The following is a 14,599-nucleotide window of genomic DNA, read 5'->3' as shown; positions in this document are numbered from 1 at the left end:
TCAAACGTTTGACTTATTTTATTGGAGCCACCATGCCCCCTTCTCCGGCCCCCACCGCGCGCGGCGAACAGGCGAAAGCCCAGCTGATCGCCGCCGGCATTACCTTATTTGGCGAAAAAGGCCCGCAGACCGCCACCACGCGCGAAATCGCCCAGTTGTCCGGGCAAAATATCGCGGCGATTTTTTATTATTTCGGCTCCAAGGAAGGGCTGTACCTGGCGGTCGCGCAATGGATTGCGGATTTTATCGCCCAGTCCCTGCATTCACAGGCGCAACAAATTGATGCGCTGCTGGCGCAGCCGGAGGTGGATGCCGGGCAGTGCCGGCGTTATCTGCATGAGTCCCTGCTGACCATGACCGGGCTGCTGGCCCGCAGCGAAACGCTGAATCTGAGTAAAATCATCTCGCGGGAGCAGCTCTCCCCCACCGGGGCCTACGCCATTATCCACCAGCAGGCGATTGCGCCGATGCATCAGCGCATCACCCGGCTGGTGGCAGGTTTTACCGGCTGCGATCCGCTGTCGGTCGCCACCATTGTCCACACGCATGCCCTGCTGGGGGAAGTGCTGGCGTTCCGGCTGGCGCGGGAAACCATCCTGCTGCGCACCGGATGGAGCGACCTGGGCCCGGCGCAGGTTACCCAGATCAACCAGGTGCTGACACAGCATATCGATTGGTTCCTTCATGGATTGCGGGCCGAACAGGCCGGCCACACAGGCAAAAAATCATGAATAAAAAAAGTATCGCCGCGGCCGTCATCGTTATCGCGCTGCTGGGCGCGGCGATCTATGGCGTCATGTACTACCACCGCCAGCAAAACCGGCCGTTGACCCTTTACGGCAATGTGGATATCCGCACCGTTAACCTTGGTTTCCGCGTCGGCGGCCGTCTGGCTCAGTTGGCGGTGGATGAAGGCGATGTGGTGCATCCCGGCCAGGTGCTGGCGAAACTGGACGATGCGCCGTATCGTAACGCCCTCGCGCAGGCCCAGGCCAATGTGGACAGCGCCAGGGCCAAACTGGATTTATCCCGCTCCGGGTATCGCAACGAAGAAATCGCCCAGGTGCGCTCGCAGATGGCGCAGTTGCAGGCCGCCTTCAATTATGCCGACAGTTTTTACCATCGCCAGCAGGGCGCCTGGGCCAAACGGGCCATTTCCGCCGACCAGCTGGAGGACGCGCTGACCGCCAGCAACCAGGCCAAGGCCAACCTGCAGGCGGCCAGGGATAAGCTGCAACAGTACCTGGCCGGCAACCGGCCACAGGAGATCGCCTCCGCCGACGCGGATCTCGCCCAGGCGCAGGCGGCGCGGGACCAGGCCGCCCTGGATGCAACCGATACCATGCTGGCGGCGCCCTCGGGCGGCACTATCCTGACCCGGGCGCAGGAGGTCGGCAGCATGCTTGGCGCCGGCGACACCGTATTTACCCTTTCCCTGACGCGGCCGGTGTGGGTGCGCGCCTATATCGATGAACGCAACCTCAACCAGGCGGTACCCGGCACCCGGATTATCATTCGCGCCGACGGCCTGCCGGACAAGGCCTATCACGGTAAAATCGGCTTTGTCTCGCCGACGGCGGAGTTCACGCCTAAAAACGTGGAAACGCCGGAACTGCGCACCGATTTGGTGTATCGCCTGCGGATTATCGTCACCGATGCCGACGACCGGCTGCGCCAGGGCATGCCGGTGACCCTGGATTTCGCCGACGGCCAGGAGCCAACCGCGGCACAGCCCGCCGGCGGGAATGTTTATGCCCGCTAACCAGATTGTGCTGGATGCGCTGGAGAAACGCTTTGCGTCCCTGGCGAAACCGGCGGTGGCCAGCCTGACCATCACCCTGCAAAGCGGCGGGGTCACCGGGCTGGTCGGCCCGGACGGCGCGGGCAAGACCACGCTGCTGCGCATGCTGGCCGGCCTGCTGACGCCAAGCCAGGGCACCCTGCGCGTGGCCGGATTGGATCCGGTGGGCGACGACGCCGGCCTGCACGCCATCCTTGGCTATATGCCGCAGAAGTTCGGGCTGTATGAAGACCTGACGGTGATGGAAAACCTGACGCTGTACGCCAGCCTGCGCGGCATTACCGGCGAACAGCGCCGGCACACCTTCGAGCGCCTGCTGGCTTTTACCGCGCTGGCGCCCTTTACCACCCGGCTGGCGGGCAAGCTGTCGGGGGGAATGAAACAAAAACTCGGCCTGGCATGCACGCTGATAGGCCAGCCCAAGGTGCTGTTGCTCGACGAGCCGGGGGTCGGGGTGGATCCCATTTCCCGCCGCGAGCTGTGGCGCATGGTGCATGAACTGGCCGACGACGGCATGCTGATCCTGTGGAGCACCTCATACCTGGACGAAGCGGAACAGTGCCGCGAGGTGCTGCTGATGAACCAAGGGGAACTGATCTATAGCGGCGCGCCCAAAGCGTTGACGGCGACCATGGCGGGCCGCACGTGGCTGGCCCATGACGCCGCCGGCACCAACCGCCAGTTGCTGCGGCGCGCGCTGCGGCTGGAACAAATAGGCGACGGCGTCATCCAGGGCAAAGCCGTGCGCCTGATCCTGAAAAAAGACGCCGACCGGTCGGGCCTGGGCCGGGCGCTCGGCTTGTCCGATGCAAATATCGAGGAAACGGCGCCGCGTTTCGAGGATGCCTTTATCGATCTGCTGGGCGGCGGCCCGGCCACCCAACAGGCGCTGGCGGATATTATGCCGCAGGTAACCGGCGACCGGCATGAAACGGTGATCGAGGCCCGGGGGCTAACCAAGAAGTTCGGTGATTTTGCCGCGACCGATAACGTGGATTTCACGGTGACCCGGGGGGAAATTTTCGGCCTGCTGGGCCCGAACGGCGCCGGTAAATCCACCACTTTTAAAATGATGTGCGGCCTGCTGATCCCCACCGCGGGCCAGGCGCTGGTGCTGGGAATGGACTTGAAGACCAGCTCCGGCAAAGCCCGCCAGCGCCTGGGATATATGGCGCAAAAATTTTCGCTCTACGGTAATCTGACGGTGTCGCAGAACCTGCGGTTTTTCTCGGGCGTGTATGGACTGCACGGTAAGCGCCAGCGCCAGAAAATCGCGCAGATGAGCAAGGCGTTCGATTTCGGCCCCATTTTCAACCAGACGCCCGACGCGCTGCCGCTGGGATTTAAGCAACGCCTCGCCCTGGCATGCTCGCTGATGCACGAGCCGGATATCCTGTTCCTTGATGAGCCCACCTCCGGCGTCGACCCCCTCACCCGGCGCGAGTTCTGGCTGCATATCAACGGCATGGTGGAAAAAGGCGTCACCGTGATGGTAACCACCCATTTTATGGACGAGGCGGAATATTGCGACAGGATCGGCCTGGTGTATCACGGCAAGCTGATTGCCAGCGGCACGCCGGACGAGCTGAAACAGCAAACGGCAGACCAGGAGACGCCGAATCCCACCATGGAACAGGCGTTTATCACGCTGGTGCAGAACGTTGACAAGGACGGCGGCAATGACGCGGCATAACGCTACGCGGTTCTCCTGGCGGCGGCTGCTCGCCCTGTGCGACAAGGAAACGCGCCAGATCCTGCGCGATCCCAGCAGCGGCCTGATCGCCTTTGTCATTCCCCTGATGCTGCTGTTTATCTTCGGCTACGGTATCAACCTGGATTCCAGCCGCCTGCACGTGGGCATCCTGATGGAACAGCAGAGCGAGGATGCCCGCGACCTGGCCATGGCTTTTGCCGGCTCCCCCTATATCGCCCCGACCATCAGCGATAACCGCCGCGCGCTGGTGGCGCTGATGCAGGCGGGAAAAATCCGCGGGCTGATCGTGATCCCGGTTGATTTCGACATCAATATGGACCGGACCGGCAACAGCGCGCCCATCCAGGTGATTACCGACGGCAGCGAACCCAATACCGCCAATTTCGTGCAGGGGTATGCCCAGGGGATCTGGCAAATATGGCAACAGCAGCGCGCCGAGGATCGGGGCCGCGCCTTTCATCAGCTGATCGACGTCAAGGTGCGCTATTGGTTCAATCCGGCGGCGGTCAGCCGGCATTTTATCATTCCCGGCGCCATCACCATTATCATGACGGTGATCGGGGCCATCCTGACCTCCCTGGTGATAGCGCGCGAGTGGGAGCGCGGCACCATGGAGGCGCTGCTCTCCACCCAGGTGACGCGAAGCGAACTGCTGCTGTCCAAGCTGCTGCCCTATTACGTGCTGGGAATGGTGGCGATGGCGCTGTGCATGGCGGTGGCGGTGTTTGTCATGGACGTGCCGTTCCGCGGTTCGCTGGCGGTGCTGTTCGGCATCAGCAGCCTGTTTCTCGCCAGCACCCTGGGGATGGGGCTGCTGATTTCCACCCTGACGCGCAACCAGTTCAACGCCGCGATGGTGGCGCTAAACGCGGCGTTCCTGCCCGCCGTGATGTTGTCGGGTTTTATTTTCCAGATAGACAGCATGCCCGCCGTGGTGCGCGCGGTGACCTATATCATCCCGGCGCGCTATTTTGTCAGCACGCTGCAAAGCCTGTTCCTGGCGGGTAATGTCGCCGGGATTTTAGTCGTGAATACCTTGTTCCTGGTGGCGTCCGCCGTGGGATTTATCGGCCTGACGGCCTGGAAAACCAAACGCAGGCTGGATTGAGGAAGGGTTATGTTCTATCGCTTATGGACGCTTATCGTCAAAGAACTGCAGTCGCTGCTGCGCGAGCCGCAAACGCGGGCGATCCTGATCATGCCGGTTATTCTGCAGGTGCTGCTGTTCCCGTTTGCCGCCACGCTTGAGGTGACCCATGCCACCATCGCCGTTTACAGCGAGGACAGCGGCCAGGCCTCGGTGGAGCTGACCCAGCGCTTCGCCAAGGCCAAAGCCTTTACCGCGGTGGTATGGCTGCGCAGCCCGCAGCAGATCCAAAGCACCCTGGATAACCAGCGCGCCCTGCTGGTGGTGCGTTTCCCGGCGCAATTCTCACGCGACCTGGCCGCCGGCATTCCAGCGCCGCTGCAGTTGCTGCTGGACGGGCGCAACTCCAACAGCGCGCAGATAGCGGCCAACTATATCCAGCAGATTATCCGCGATTACCAACTGGAGCTGACGGCGCGGCAGGTTAAACCCAATAACAGCGAACTGGTGATACGCAACTGGTATAACCCCAACCTGGATTATAAATGGTTTGTGGTGCCGTCATTGATTGCCCTGATCACCACCATCGGCGTACTGATCGTCACCTCGCTGTCGGTGGCGCGCGAGCGGGAGCAAGGGACCCTGGATCAACTGCTGGTTTCGCCGCTGACCACCTGGCAGATTTTTGTCGGCAAAGCGGTGCCGGCGCTGGTGGTGGCCAGTATCCAGGCGTCCATCGTGCTGATTATCGGCATTTTGGGGTACCGCATTCCCTTTGCCGGCTCGCTGCTGCTGTTTTACGGCACCATGCTGATCTACGGCCTGTCGCTGGTGGGGTTCGGCCTGCTGATCTCCTCGCTTTGCTCGACGCAGCAGCAGGCGTTTATCGGCGTGTTTGTGTTTATCATGCCGGCCATCCTGCTGTCGGGTTATGTCGCGCCGGTGGAGAATATGCCGTCGTGGCTGCAAACGCTGACCTGGGTAAACCCGGTGCGGCATTTTACCGATATCATTAAAGAGATTTACCTCAAGGATGCGGATTTCGCCATTATCTGGCACAGCCTGTGGCCGTTGCTGGCGATCACCGCCACCACCGGCAGCGCGGCCTACTGGATGTTCCGCCGCAAGATTGCCTGAGCGGAGCGGTAACCGGCGGCCGACGTCACCTGCGTCAGTCCTCTTCCCCAAGCAGCACAATCTTGCCGGCAAAATGGCGGTCTTCCAGACGCCGGTGCGCCCCGGCTATCCCTAAGACCGCCATCGACGCCCCCTGGCCCTTATTTGCCCGTGCCGGCGGCGGATTCCACCTTCGGGCGGCCGCCGCCGTTATCATAGCCGGAAATGGTTTTGCCCTGCGTTTCGCGCCCGAAGCTGACCAGAATACTGATCAGAATAGCCACGGTGCCCGCCACCATGGCCATGGCCAGGCCGTAGTTATTGCCGTGCGCTTCGGCGATACGGGACTGCAGCGTGGCGTTCACCGAGGCAATCAGGTTGCCCAGCTGGTACACAAAGCCCGGCAGCACCGCCCGCGAATTGGCGGGCACCAGCTCCGTCAGGTAGGTAGGCACCACGCCCCAGGCGCCCTGCACCATAAACTGCATCAGAAACGCGCCCAGGCCTATCAGCACCGACCCGCTGGCGAACGCCCACAGCGGCAGCACCGGCAGGGCCAGCAGGGAGGCGATGATCATCGCTTTTTTACGCCCTATTTTTTCCGACAGGGAGCCGAAACAGATGCCGCCCAGCATGGCGGCGATATTGTAGCCGATGGCGATGATGCTGACGGTATGGGGAGCAAAGCCGTGCTGCACTTTCAGAAAGGTGGGATAAAGATCCTGGGTGCCGTGGCTGAAAAAGTTAAAGCAGGCCATCAGCACCACCATATAGAGGCAGAGCTTCCAATGGGCGCGGATAATGGGCAGCAGCGCCACGCTCTCCTTGCGTTCCCTGGCCGCCAGCCATACCGGCGATTCCGGCACCTTGAAGTAAATATAGGGCAGCAACAGCACCGGCAGCGCCCCGATCAGGAACATGCCGCGCCAGCCGACGCTCTCGAAAAACAGGCCGAAAATAATCGCCGCCAGCAGGTAACCGGCGGGATATCCCGCCTGGAAGATGCCCGACATCAGGCCGCGGGACCTGTCGGGGATGGTTTCCATCGCCAGTGACGAGGCCACGCCCCAGATGCCCCCCATCGCCACGCCGTATACCACCCGGAAGGCAATAAAAAGCGCCAGCGTCGGCGACCAGGCCGACAGCAATTCAAACAGCGAGAACATCAGCACGTTGATCATGAGAATCGGCCGGCGGCCATACTTCTCGGCCAGGCGGCCAAACAGCAACGCCCCCAACGGACGCACCGCCAGGGTCAGCATAATCGAGATGGAAACGCTGGCGATATCGGTTTTAAACCACGCGGCCAGATCGCTTAGCACAAATACCAGGATAAAAAAGTCGAAGGCGTCCAGCATCCAGCAGGCAAAACAGGCGAATGCCACGTTGCGCTGTGTAGGGGTCCAGTTAAACATAAGTTAGTGTCCTATCTTTGAATCGGTCACCTTTACGGTGGCACCGGAAAAAATAAGCCAGGCCTGGGTATGCCGCCGGGGGGTTCCCCGCTACCCGGATGAGAACAGAGCGGAATAATATGTTTTTAAATTGTTAACTATTTGTTTATAGCACGTAATACTCTTACTTTTATTGTGGATTTGTATCATTTATCAAGATTATGTAAACAGTCATTGCCTCGGGCGCCCCGCGCCATTCTCCATTGGCGCCTGCCCGCCGGCGGCCGCATTTTGTCCACCGTCCCGCCCCTTATTCAGCGTTATACTGCCGGTATGGCTTATTTCCGGCGCACGCTTGGCATGGCGCGGCCGGCCCGGTGATGGTAAAGAAACATGGTAAGGATTGACGATTTGGCGTTGTTTGTCCGCTCGGCGGCGCTCGGCAGCTTTTCGAACGCGGCGCGGGAGGCGGATCTGTTGCCGGCCCAGGTCAGTGCGGCGATCAAGCGCCTGGAGCGGGAGCTGAACATCCGTTTGTTTGCCCGTTCCACCCGCAGCCTGCGCCTGACGGCCGAAGGGGAGCAGTATCTGCCTTATGCCCGCGCAGCGCTGCGCAGCCTGCGCGAGGGGCAGGACCTGCTGCATCAGGAGCCGGCCGGCCTGCACGGTATGCTGCAAATCGCCGCCCCGTCCGATTTGGGACGTAACGTGCTGCTGCCCTGGATCACCCAATTTCGTCATGATCATCCCAACCTGCAGGTGCGGCTTTATTTATCCGATCAGGTGACCGATATCTTCAAGGATCCGGTGGATGTGGCCTTCCGCTACGGCATTATGGACGACGCCAGCTACGTCGCCCTGCCGCTCGCGGCGGAAAATCGGCGGGTGGTGGTGGCGTCGCCGGCGTATCTGGCGCGCCGCGGCCGGCCTTCGACCCCGGCCGATCTGGCCGGACATGATTGCCTGACGTTTGTGCTGCACGGCCGTGTGTATGATAAGTGGCGTTTTTATCCGCACGGCCAGCCGCAGGCGGTGGGCGTAAGCGGCACCCTGACCAGCGACGACGCGGAAGTGGTGCGCCGCCTGGCCATTGCCGGCGAGGGGATCGCCTATAAGTCCTGGCTGGAGGTATGCCATGACGTGCGCGCGGGCAGGCTTGAGGTGGTGCTGAAAAGCTATGGCGGCGATCGCGTGCCGTTGCATCTTATCTGCCCGCACCGTCGGCAATTTTCGCCGGCGGTACGCCAGCTGTACGAGCGGCTGAAGCTCGGCTGCGGGGAACTGCAGCGGGAGTATGCCGCCCTGCTTGACGGCGCGGCGCGGGAAAATCCGGCCGCGGCCGATCCCAAAGGCCGGGAAGACGCAGCGGACGTAGCCCCGTGCCGGGACAGCTCAGCCTAGCAGGCGCGCGGCGGCGATCAGCGCCTGTCCCAGCGCCAGTCCGCCGTCGCCGGCCGGCAGCCGGGAGGGAACCAGTACCCGCAGGCCCTGCAGTTCCCGCACCAGCAGTTCGCGAAACAGCCGGTTATGCAGCACGCCGCCGGACAGGACCACCGTGTCGATGCCATGGCGCGCCGCCGCCTGCCGGGCCAGCGCGGCGAATCCCCGCGCCAGGGCCAGGTGGAAGCCATAGGCCCGTTCGGCCGGGCCGGCGCGCCAGGCCAGCCATTGACGCCAGAAGGTCGCCATATCCAGCCGGTTATCCAGCAAGGGTAGCGATACGGGCAAAGTCACCGCCGGCTCCCCTCCCTGCCCGGCGCCGCGCCACGCCAGCGCCTCCAGCCGGCAGGCCGCCTCCCCTTCCCAGCTGGTTTCGCCGGCACACACCCCGAGCGCCGCGGCCACCGCGTCAAATAACCGGCCGGTGGAAGACGCCGGCGGCGCGTTGATCCCGCGCGCCACCGCCCTGGCCAGCAGCTCGCCCGCGCCCGCGGGAATATGCCCGGCTTCCGGCAGGCCGCGCCAGTCGGGCACAAAGCGCAGCCACTGCGCCAGCAGGTTGCGCCAGGGCTGACGCGCCGCCAGATCGCCGCCGGGCAGGGCGACGGCGGGCAGGCCGCCCAGCCACCGGGATTCGCGGTAGTCCACGAGAAGGCATTCTCCCCCCCACAGGGCGCCGCCCTCATGCCCGCTGTCCGCCAGGCCGTCCCCGCGCCTGTCGTCATCCGGCGGTATGTCCCGCGTCGGAATGTCGTGCCGGCGCGCGCCGCCGTAGCCCAGTCCGTCCATGGCCAGGCCGATTACCGGCCCGCCGTCGAGCGGCCAGCCGTGTTCACCCAGGCAGGCCGCCAGATGGGCGTGATGATGCAGGATGGTTAGGCAGGGTAAGCCGCATTCGGTCGCCAGCGCCGCGCCCCAGCGCCGGCTGAGGTAGCCGGGATGGGCGTCCACCGCCACCGCCCGCGGCGTAAAATCCCAGATGGCGTGAAACAGCGCCAGCGCCTGCTGCCGCTGACGCTGGATGCCTTCATCCGCCAGATCGCCCAGATGCTGGCTGAGCACCGCCTGTCCGTCGCGCAGCAGGCAGAAGGTGTTTTTTAAATCCGCCCCCATGGCCAGTATGGCCGGCGCCAGGGCAAATCCGGGAGGCAGCGCGATGGCGTCGGGCACATAGCCGCGGGAACGGCGCAGCATCTCCACCCCCCCGGCGCTGAGGCGCACCAGGGAATCATCGGCGCGCTGGACGATATCGCGATCGTGTAATAGCCAGGCGTCGGCGATGGCGGCCAGCTCATCCAGCGCCTGGCGGTTATCCAGCGCCGGCGGCCGGCCGTTAAGATTGCCGGAGGTCATGACCAGCGGCCGTCCGGCGCGACGCAGCAACAGATGTTGCAGCGGACTGGCCGGCAGCATCACGCCGATTTCATGCAAGCCGGGCGCAATACCGGCGCACAGCGCCAGCGGCGCCTGCGCGCCTATCGCACCGGGCGCCGGGGCGCCGCCGTCACCGGACGCCCGATCGGCCGGCGCGCCGGCAGCGGAGGCGGCAAGCCCGGGGGCAACGTCCGCGCCGTAGGCGACCGCCGTCGCACAGGGCGGCAACGGCACCAGCACAATGGGCGCGGCGGCGGATTGCAGCAACGCCACCAGCGCCGGGTCGGCATGCCCGAGGCAGCGGCGCAGCCAGTCGCTGTCCGGCATCATTACCGCCAGCGGTTTGGACGGCCGCCGTTTACGCGCGCGCAGCCGCGCCACCGCCGCCGGGTTGGTGGCGTCGCAGGCCAGGTGAAAACCGCCCAAGCCTTTCACCGCCACGATTTCCCCGGCCAGCAGCCTGCGCGCCGCCTCGGTAATGGCGTCATCGGCAGCGGCCAGCCGCCCGCCGTGGCGGTCCGCCAGCCAGGCCTGCGGCCCGCAGGTGGGACAGGCGTTCGGCTGGGCATGAAAACGCCGGTCGGCGGGGTTGTGGTATTCAGCCAGGCAATCAGGGCATTGGGGAAACGCAGCCATGGCGGTATTGGGCCGATCGTAGGGCATGCGGCGGATCAGGGTAAAACGCGGCCCGCAGTGGGTGCAGTTGATAAAAGGATAGCCGAAACGGCGATTGGCGGGATCAAACAGCTCGGCCAGGCAGTCGCCGCAGGTGGCCGCGTCCGGCACTACCTGGGTTTTCATCGCGCCGCCGCGGCTTTCGATAATGGTAAACGACGACGGCGGGCGCGCCCACTGCCAGGGCAGGATATCGATTTCGTCGATGGTCGCAAGCGTAGGGCAGTCCCGGCGCAGCTGGGCGATAAACCGCCCGGCATCGTGGCCCCACAGGCGCACCTCTACGCCGTCGGCGTTATTGCCGACGTCGCCGGTCAATCCCAGGCGGTGGGCCACCTGCCAGACCGTGGGCCGAAACCCCACCCCCTGGACCTTGCCGGTGATGCGTAACAATACGCCGTTGTGCGCCATCGTCTTCTCCGCTAGCAAATCCTCGGCAGGGGTTCGTCATGGGGCAGATCGAGCAAACGGCTAACGCCGTACAGCCCGCGCAGCCGGACCTGTTTATCCCCGGTCACCTCGCCGATGACCGCGGCGTCGCGTCCCAGCGGGTGCGCGCGCAGCGCCCGCAGCACCTGCTGCTCCGCCGCCGCGTCCACTATCAGCACCAGCTTGCCTTCATTGGCGAAATTCAGCGGCTCCAGCCCCAGCAGTTCGCACAGTCCGCGCACCGTGGTTTTTACCGGCAGCGCCGCCTCGTTAATGCTCATGCCGCACAGGCTGCCGCGGGCGAACTCATGCAGGATGGCGGTCACGCCGCCGCGCGTGGCGTCGCGCAGGGTACGCACGCCGCCGATATCGCGCAGGGCGGCGATAAGCGGCGCCAGCACCGCGCAGTCGCTGACCAGATCCGCCTCCATGCCGAGGTGCTCGCGCAGGTTAAGGATCGTGGCGCCGTGATCCCCCAGCGTACCGCTGACCAGGATGCGATCGCCGGCGCGGATACGGGACGCGCCCCAGTCGATGCCGGTCGGGATCACGCCCAGCCCGGCGGTATTGATAAACAATTTATCCACCGCGCCGCGCGGCACCACTTTGGTGTCGCCGGTCACAATCTGGATGCCGGCGTCGCGGGCGGTGGCGGCCATCGACCGCACCACCCGTTCCAGGATCTCCAGCGGCAGTCCTTCCTCAAGGATAAAACCGCAGGAAAGCCAGCGCGGGGTGGCGCCGCTGACCGCCAGATCGTTGGCGGTGCCGCACACCGCCAGCTTGCCGATATCGCCGCCGGGGAAAAACAGCGGGTCGACCACATAGCTGTCGGTGGTAAAGGCCAGCCGGTCGCCCAGGGCGGTCATTTCGCTCAGCTGCAAGCGGGCCTGGTCTTCCCCGGTGCACAGCAGCGGGTTGTCGAAGGCGCTGAGGAATACTCCGCTTATCAGCGCCTGCATGGCGCCGCCGCCGTTGCCGTGCGCCAGCGTAATCTGTTTGTTCATGCCTCACTCCGACGATATTGATACCAGGCGGCGCAAGCCCCCTCCGATGAAACCATCAGCGCGCCGAAGGCGTTTTCCGGCGTGCAGACGCCGCCGAACAGCGGGCAGTCCGCCGGCTTGCAGCGCCCGGTCAGCACCGCGCCGCAGCGGGCGCGCGGGTCATCCGCCACGGGTTGCTGGGCGGGATGGAACCGCAGCTCCGCGTCAAACGCCATCCAGTCCGGACGCAGGCTGACGCGGGAATCGTCGATAACCCCCAGGCCGCGCCATTCGCTGGCGCCCGCGGTAATGAACACCTCGTCCATGGCGCGCTGCGCCAGGCCGTTACCCTGCCCCGGCACCACGCGCCGGTATTGGTTTTCCACCGTGCAGCGCCCCGCGGCGTACTGTTCGATCAGCATCAGCAGGCCCTGCAGGATGTCCCCCGGTTCGAAGCCGGTGACCACCACCGGCTTATGGCAAACATCGCTGATATAAGCAAAAGGCTGTTCGCCTATCACCATGCTGACATGGCCGGGGGCGATAAAACCGTCGATGCGCACATCCGGCTGCGCCAGCAGGCTTTTCAGCGTCGGCATCAGGGTGATGTGCTGGCAGAACAGGAAAAAGTTCTCCACGCCGTCGGCGCGCGCCTGCTGCAGGGTGACGGCGCTGGCGGGCATGGTGGTTTCAAACCCGATGCCGAAAAACACCACCTGCCGGTCGGGGTTCGCCCGGGCAATGTCCAGCGCGTCAAGAGGCGACCAGACCATACGCACGTCGGCGCCCCGCTGGCGGGCGGTCAGCAGCGACCCGTTGCGGCCGGGCACGCGCATGGCGTCGCCGAAGGTGCAAAAAATCACCCCGGGCCGCTGGGCGATTTCCAGGCAGGCGTCGATGCGCCCCGCCGGCAGCACACAAACCGGACAGCCCGGACCGTGAATAAATTCCAGCGACGGCGGCAGTAATTTATCGAGACCAAATTTAAAAATGGCATGGGTATGGCCGCCGCACACTTCCATGATCTGCAGGGGGCGCGCCGGCGTATAGCCGGTAAAAGGCATGCGCTCGGCGATGCGGGTGACCAGGCCGCGCACCAGCTCGGGCTGGCGGTATTCGTCAACGAACCGCATCGGGCTCACCTCCGCGCAGGAAATAACCGACGTCGGGCTCCACCTCGCCCATGGCCTGAAGCGCCTCCAGGGTTTCCCGCGCCTCATGCTCGTCGAGCAGGCTCATGGCAAACCCGACATGCACCAGGATCCATTGACCCGGCAACGCGGCCATGGCGGCCTCGTCGGCGCAAACCAGCCGCACGTTAACCCGGCGTCTAACACCGCACACATCGACCCAGGCGTTGCCCGGGCTGTCGTTATCCAGCGCCATCACCTGGCCGGGAATGCCTATGCACATGACTGTGCCTCCGCGTCCGCCGCTGTCCGGCCGCCGGCCAGCTGATCCGTCAGCCAGCCCAGCCAGGCGTCCATGCCCGCGCCGGTGGTGGCCGACACCATCAGCACCGCAATCGCCGGATTCACCCGGCGGGCATTGGCGATACAGATATCGACGTCAAACGTCACCCAGGGCAGCAAATCGGTTTTATTGAGGATCATTAGCCCGGCGGCGGCGAACATATGGGGATATTTCAGCGGCTTGTCCTCTCCTTCGGTGACCGACAGCACCACCACTTTCAACCGCTCGCCCAGATCAAAACCGGCCGGGCACACCAGGTTGCCGACGTTTTCGATAAACAGCAGGCTGCTCTGCGGCGGCGCCAGCCGTTGGGCGGCGTCATGGATCATTTGCGCGTCGAGATGACAGCCTTTGCCGGTATTGACCTGAATGGCCGGGACGCCGGTGGCGCGGATGCGGTCGGCGTCATTGGTGGTTTGCTGATCGCCTTCGATCACCGCGCAGCTGACCCGGTCCCGCAGCCGCAGCAGCGTTTCGGTCAGCAGGGTGGTCTTACCCGATCCGGGGCTGGAAACCAGGTTCAGCGCCAGGATATTCATCGCCTGGAAATGCGCCCGGTTGCGTGCCGCCAGCCGGTTGTTTTTATCCAGCACGTCAATCTCGATTTCCACCATGCGGCGCTGGCTAAGGCCTGTCGCATGGGTACCCGCCGGGCCCTGGCCGTAATCAAGATCCCCCTGGGGGCCTGACTGCGGAATAAACGCCGAACCGCCGGTATCCCCGGCGGGATAAGCGGCACGTCCGGCGCCGCTGCCGGCATTTCCGTCGCGATCCATAACGCGCCCGGCGGCCGGCGGCGGCATGTGCCCCGGCGCCACGCTGTAGTAATGATTATGCACGTCGCCGTGATAGTGATGATGGATTATCGTCGCAGGCGCGGCGGCGGTCAGGCTGATGCGGCGCGGCGAAGCGGCGTGGGCGGCGTCATGATGGCTGTGGCCATGGTCATGATGAGGGTGATCGTGATCGGCATGGCTATGGTCATGATGAGCGTGGTCGTGATCGGCATGGCTGTGGTGATGATGAGAGTGGCGATCATCATCACCCTCGATATGACGTTCGCCTTCGGCACAACCGCAGGTACTGCACATGGCAAGTCTCCTAACATCG

General features: G+C 64.2%; 12 protein-coding genes. 6 read left to right on the top strand and 6 right to left on the bottom strand.

The window, feature by feature from the left end:
* The first annotated feature begins 32 nt into the window (after positions 1-32).
* From cecR to ACL2XN_RS23745, 5 genes are read left to right on the top strand one after another with little or no spacing between them, the layout of a single operon-like run.
* Positions 33-731 (top strand): transcriptional regulator CecR, encoded by a 699-nt coding sequence (gene cecR, locus ACL2XN_RS23765; RefSeq protein ID WP_410013887.1) that lies wholly within the window; start codon positions 33-35, stop codon positions 729-731.
* Positions 728-1,762, top strand: a complete 1,035-nt coding sequence (gene hlyD / locus ACL2XN_RS23760) for a secretion protein HlyD (protein ID WP_413729600.1) — start codon at positions 728-730, stop codon at positions 1,760-1,762. Before cecR ends, hlyD begins: the two co-directional genes overlap by 4 nt.
* Positions 1,752-3,494, top strand: coding sequence for an ATP-binding cassette domain-containing protein (locus ACL2XN_RS23755; RefSeq protein ID WP_413729599.1), 1,743 nt, complete (start codon positions 1,752-1,754; stop codon positions 3,492-3,494). Before hlyD ends, ACL2XN_RS23755 begins: the two co-directional genes overlap by 11 nt.
* Complete coding sequence (locus tag ACL2XN_RS23750) at positions 3,481-4,623, top strand: ABC transporter permease (protein WP_413721249.1); 1,143 nt, start codon at positions 3,481-3,483, stop codon at positions 4,621-4,623. The genes ACL2XN_RS23755 and ACL2XN_RS23750 overlap by 14 nt, the downstream gene beginning before the upstream one ends.
* Positions 4,624-4,632: 9 nt before the next feature.
* Entirely contained in the window at positions 4,633-5,739 is a 1,107-nt protein-coding gene (locus ACL2XN_RS23745) for an ABC transporter permease (protein WP_410013883.1), read from the top strand.
* Between the two features lie 140 nt (positions 5,740-5,879).
* Here ACL2XN_RS23745 and ACL2XN_RS23740 read toward each other — a convergent pair whose 3' ends face one another.
* Positions 5,880-7,133, bottom strand: coding sequence for an MFS transporter (locus ACL2XN_RS23740; protein ID WP_413729598.1), 1,254 nt, complete (start codon positions 7,131-7,133; stop codon positions 5,880-5,882).
* 372 nt (positions 7,134-7,505) lie between these two features.
* Between ACL2XN_RS23740 and ACL2XN_RS23735 the strand changes: the two genes are divergently transcribed.
* Positions 7,506-8,513: a LysR family transcriptional regulator gene (locus tag ACL2XN_RS23735; protein WP_413729597.1), complete on the top strand. Its 1,008-nt coding sequence runs from the start codon at positions 7,506-7,508 to the stop codon at positions 8,511-8,513.
* Here ACL2XN_RS23735 and ACL2XN_RS23730 read toward each other — a convergent pair.
* From ACL2XN_RS23730 to hypB, 5 genes are read right to left on the bottom strand one after another with little or no spacing between them, the layout of a single operon-like run.
* On the bottom strand, positions 8,505-11,012 hold the full coding sequence (locus ACL2XN_RS23730; protein WP_413729596.1) for a carbamoyltransferase HypF: 2,508 nt from the start codon (positions 11,010-11,012) through the stop codon (positions 8,505-8,507). The two genes, ACL2XN_RS23735 and ACL2XN_RS23730, sit on opposite strands and share 9 nt — an antisense overlap.
* An 11-nt stretch (positions 11,013-11,023) precedes the next feature.
* Positions 11,024-12,037 carry a hydrogenase expression/formation protein HypE gene (hypE, locus tag ACL2XN_RS23725; RefSeq protein WP_410013877.1) on the bottom strand — a complete coding sequence of 338 codons (1,014 nt, stop codon included), beginning with the start codon at positions 12,035-12,037 and terminating at the stop codon, positions 11,024-11,026.
* A complete protein-coding gene (hypD, locus tag ACL2XN_RS23720) occupies positions 12,034-13,149 on the bottom strand; it encodes a hydrogenase formation protein HypD (protein ID WP_413721255.1) in 1,116 nt (371 codons plus the stop codon). The genes hypE and hypD overlap by 4 nt, the downstream gene beginning before the upstream one ends.
* Complete coding sequence (gene hypC, locus ACL2XN_RS23715; RefSeq protein ID WP_413721256.1) at positions 13,136-13,429, bottom strand: HypC/HybG/HupF family hydrogenase formation chaperone; 294 nt, start codon at positions 13,427-13,429, stop codon at positions 13,136-13,138. Before hypC ends, hypD begins: the two co-directional genes overlap by 14 nt.
* A complete protein-coding gene (gene hypB / locus ACL2XN_RS23710) occupies positions 13,420-14,580 on the bottom strand; it encodes a hydrogenase nickel incorporation protein HypB (protein ID WP_413729594.1) in 1,161 nt (386 codons plus the stop codon). Before hypB ends, hypC begins: the two co-directional genes overlap by 10 nt.
* Between the last annotated feature and the right edge of the window lie 19 nt (positions 14,581-14,599).

It is taken from the genome of Sodalis sp. RH22 (genome assembly GCF_047324165.1).
Taxonomy (GTDB): Bacteria; Pseudomonadota; Gammaproteobacteria; order Enterobacterales; family Enterobacteriaceae; genus Acerihabitans.
The sequence above is the reverse complement of the archived record's forward strand: the minus strand, read 5'-3'. Positions and strand labels throughout refer to the sequence as shown.

What these genes read in the sequence shown, in the direction of transcription:
- cecR (WP_410013887.1), top strand. Translation starts at nt 33, where the DNA reads ATGCCCCCTTCTCCGGCCCCCACCGCGCGCGGCGAACAGGCGAAAGCC.
- hlyD (WP_413729600.1), top strand. Translation starts at nt 728, where the DNA reads ATGAATAAAAAAAGTATCGCCGCGGCCGTCATCGTTATCGCGCTGCTG.
- ACL2XN_RS23755 (WP_413729599.1), top strand. Translation starts at nt 1,752, where the DNA reads ATGCCCGCTAACCAGATTGTGCTGGATGCGCTGGAGAAACGCTTTGCG.
- ACL2XN_RS23750 (WP_413721249.1), top strand. Translation starts at nt 3,481, where the DNA reads ATGACGCGGCATAACGCTACGCGGTTCTCCTGGCGGCGGCTGCTCGCC.
- ACL2XN_RS23745 (WP_410013883.1), top strand. Translation starts at nt 4,633, where the DNA reads ATGTTCTATCGCTTATGGACGCTTATCGTCAAAGAACTGCAGTCGCTG.
- ACL2XN_RS23740 (WP_413729598.1), bottom strand. Translation starts at nt 7,133, where the DNA reads ATGTTTAACTGGACCCCTACACAGCGCAACGTGGCATTCGCCTGTTTT.
- ACL2XN_RS23735 (WP_413729597.1), top strand. Translation starts at nt 7,506, where the DNA reads ATGGTAAGGATTGACGATTTGGCGTTGTTTGTCCGCTCGGCGGCGCTC.
- ACL2XN_RS23730 (WP_413729596.1), bottom strand. Translation starts at nt 11,012, where the DNA reads ATGGCGCACAACGGCGTATTGTTACGCATCACCGGCAAGGTCCAGGGG.
- hypE (WP_410013877.1), bottom strand. Translation starts at nt 12,037, where the DNA reads ATGAACAAACAGATTACGCTGGCGCACGGCAACGGCGGCGGCGCCATG.
- hypD (WP_413721255.1), bottom strand. Translation starts at nt 13,149, where the DNA reads ATGCGGTTCGTTGACGAATACCGCCAGCCCGAGCTGGTGCGCGGCCTG.
- hypC (WP_413721256.1), bottom strand. Translation starts at nt 13,429, where the DNA reads ATGTGCATAGGCATTCCCGGCCAGGTGATGGCGCTGGATAACGACAGC.
- hypB (WP_413729594.1), bottom strand. Translation starts at nt 14,580, where the DNA reads ATGTGCAGTACCTGCGGTTGTGCCGAAGGCGAACGTCATATCGAGGGT.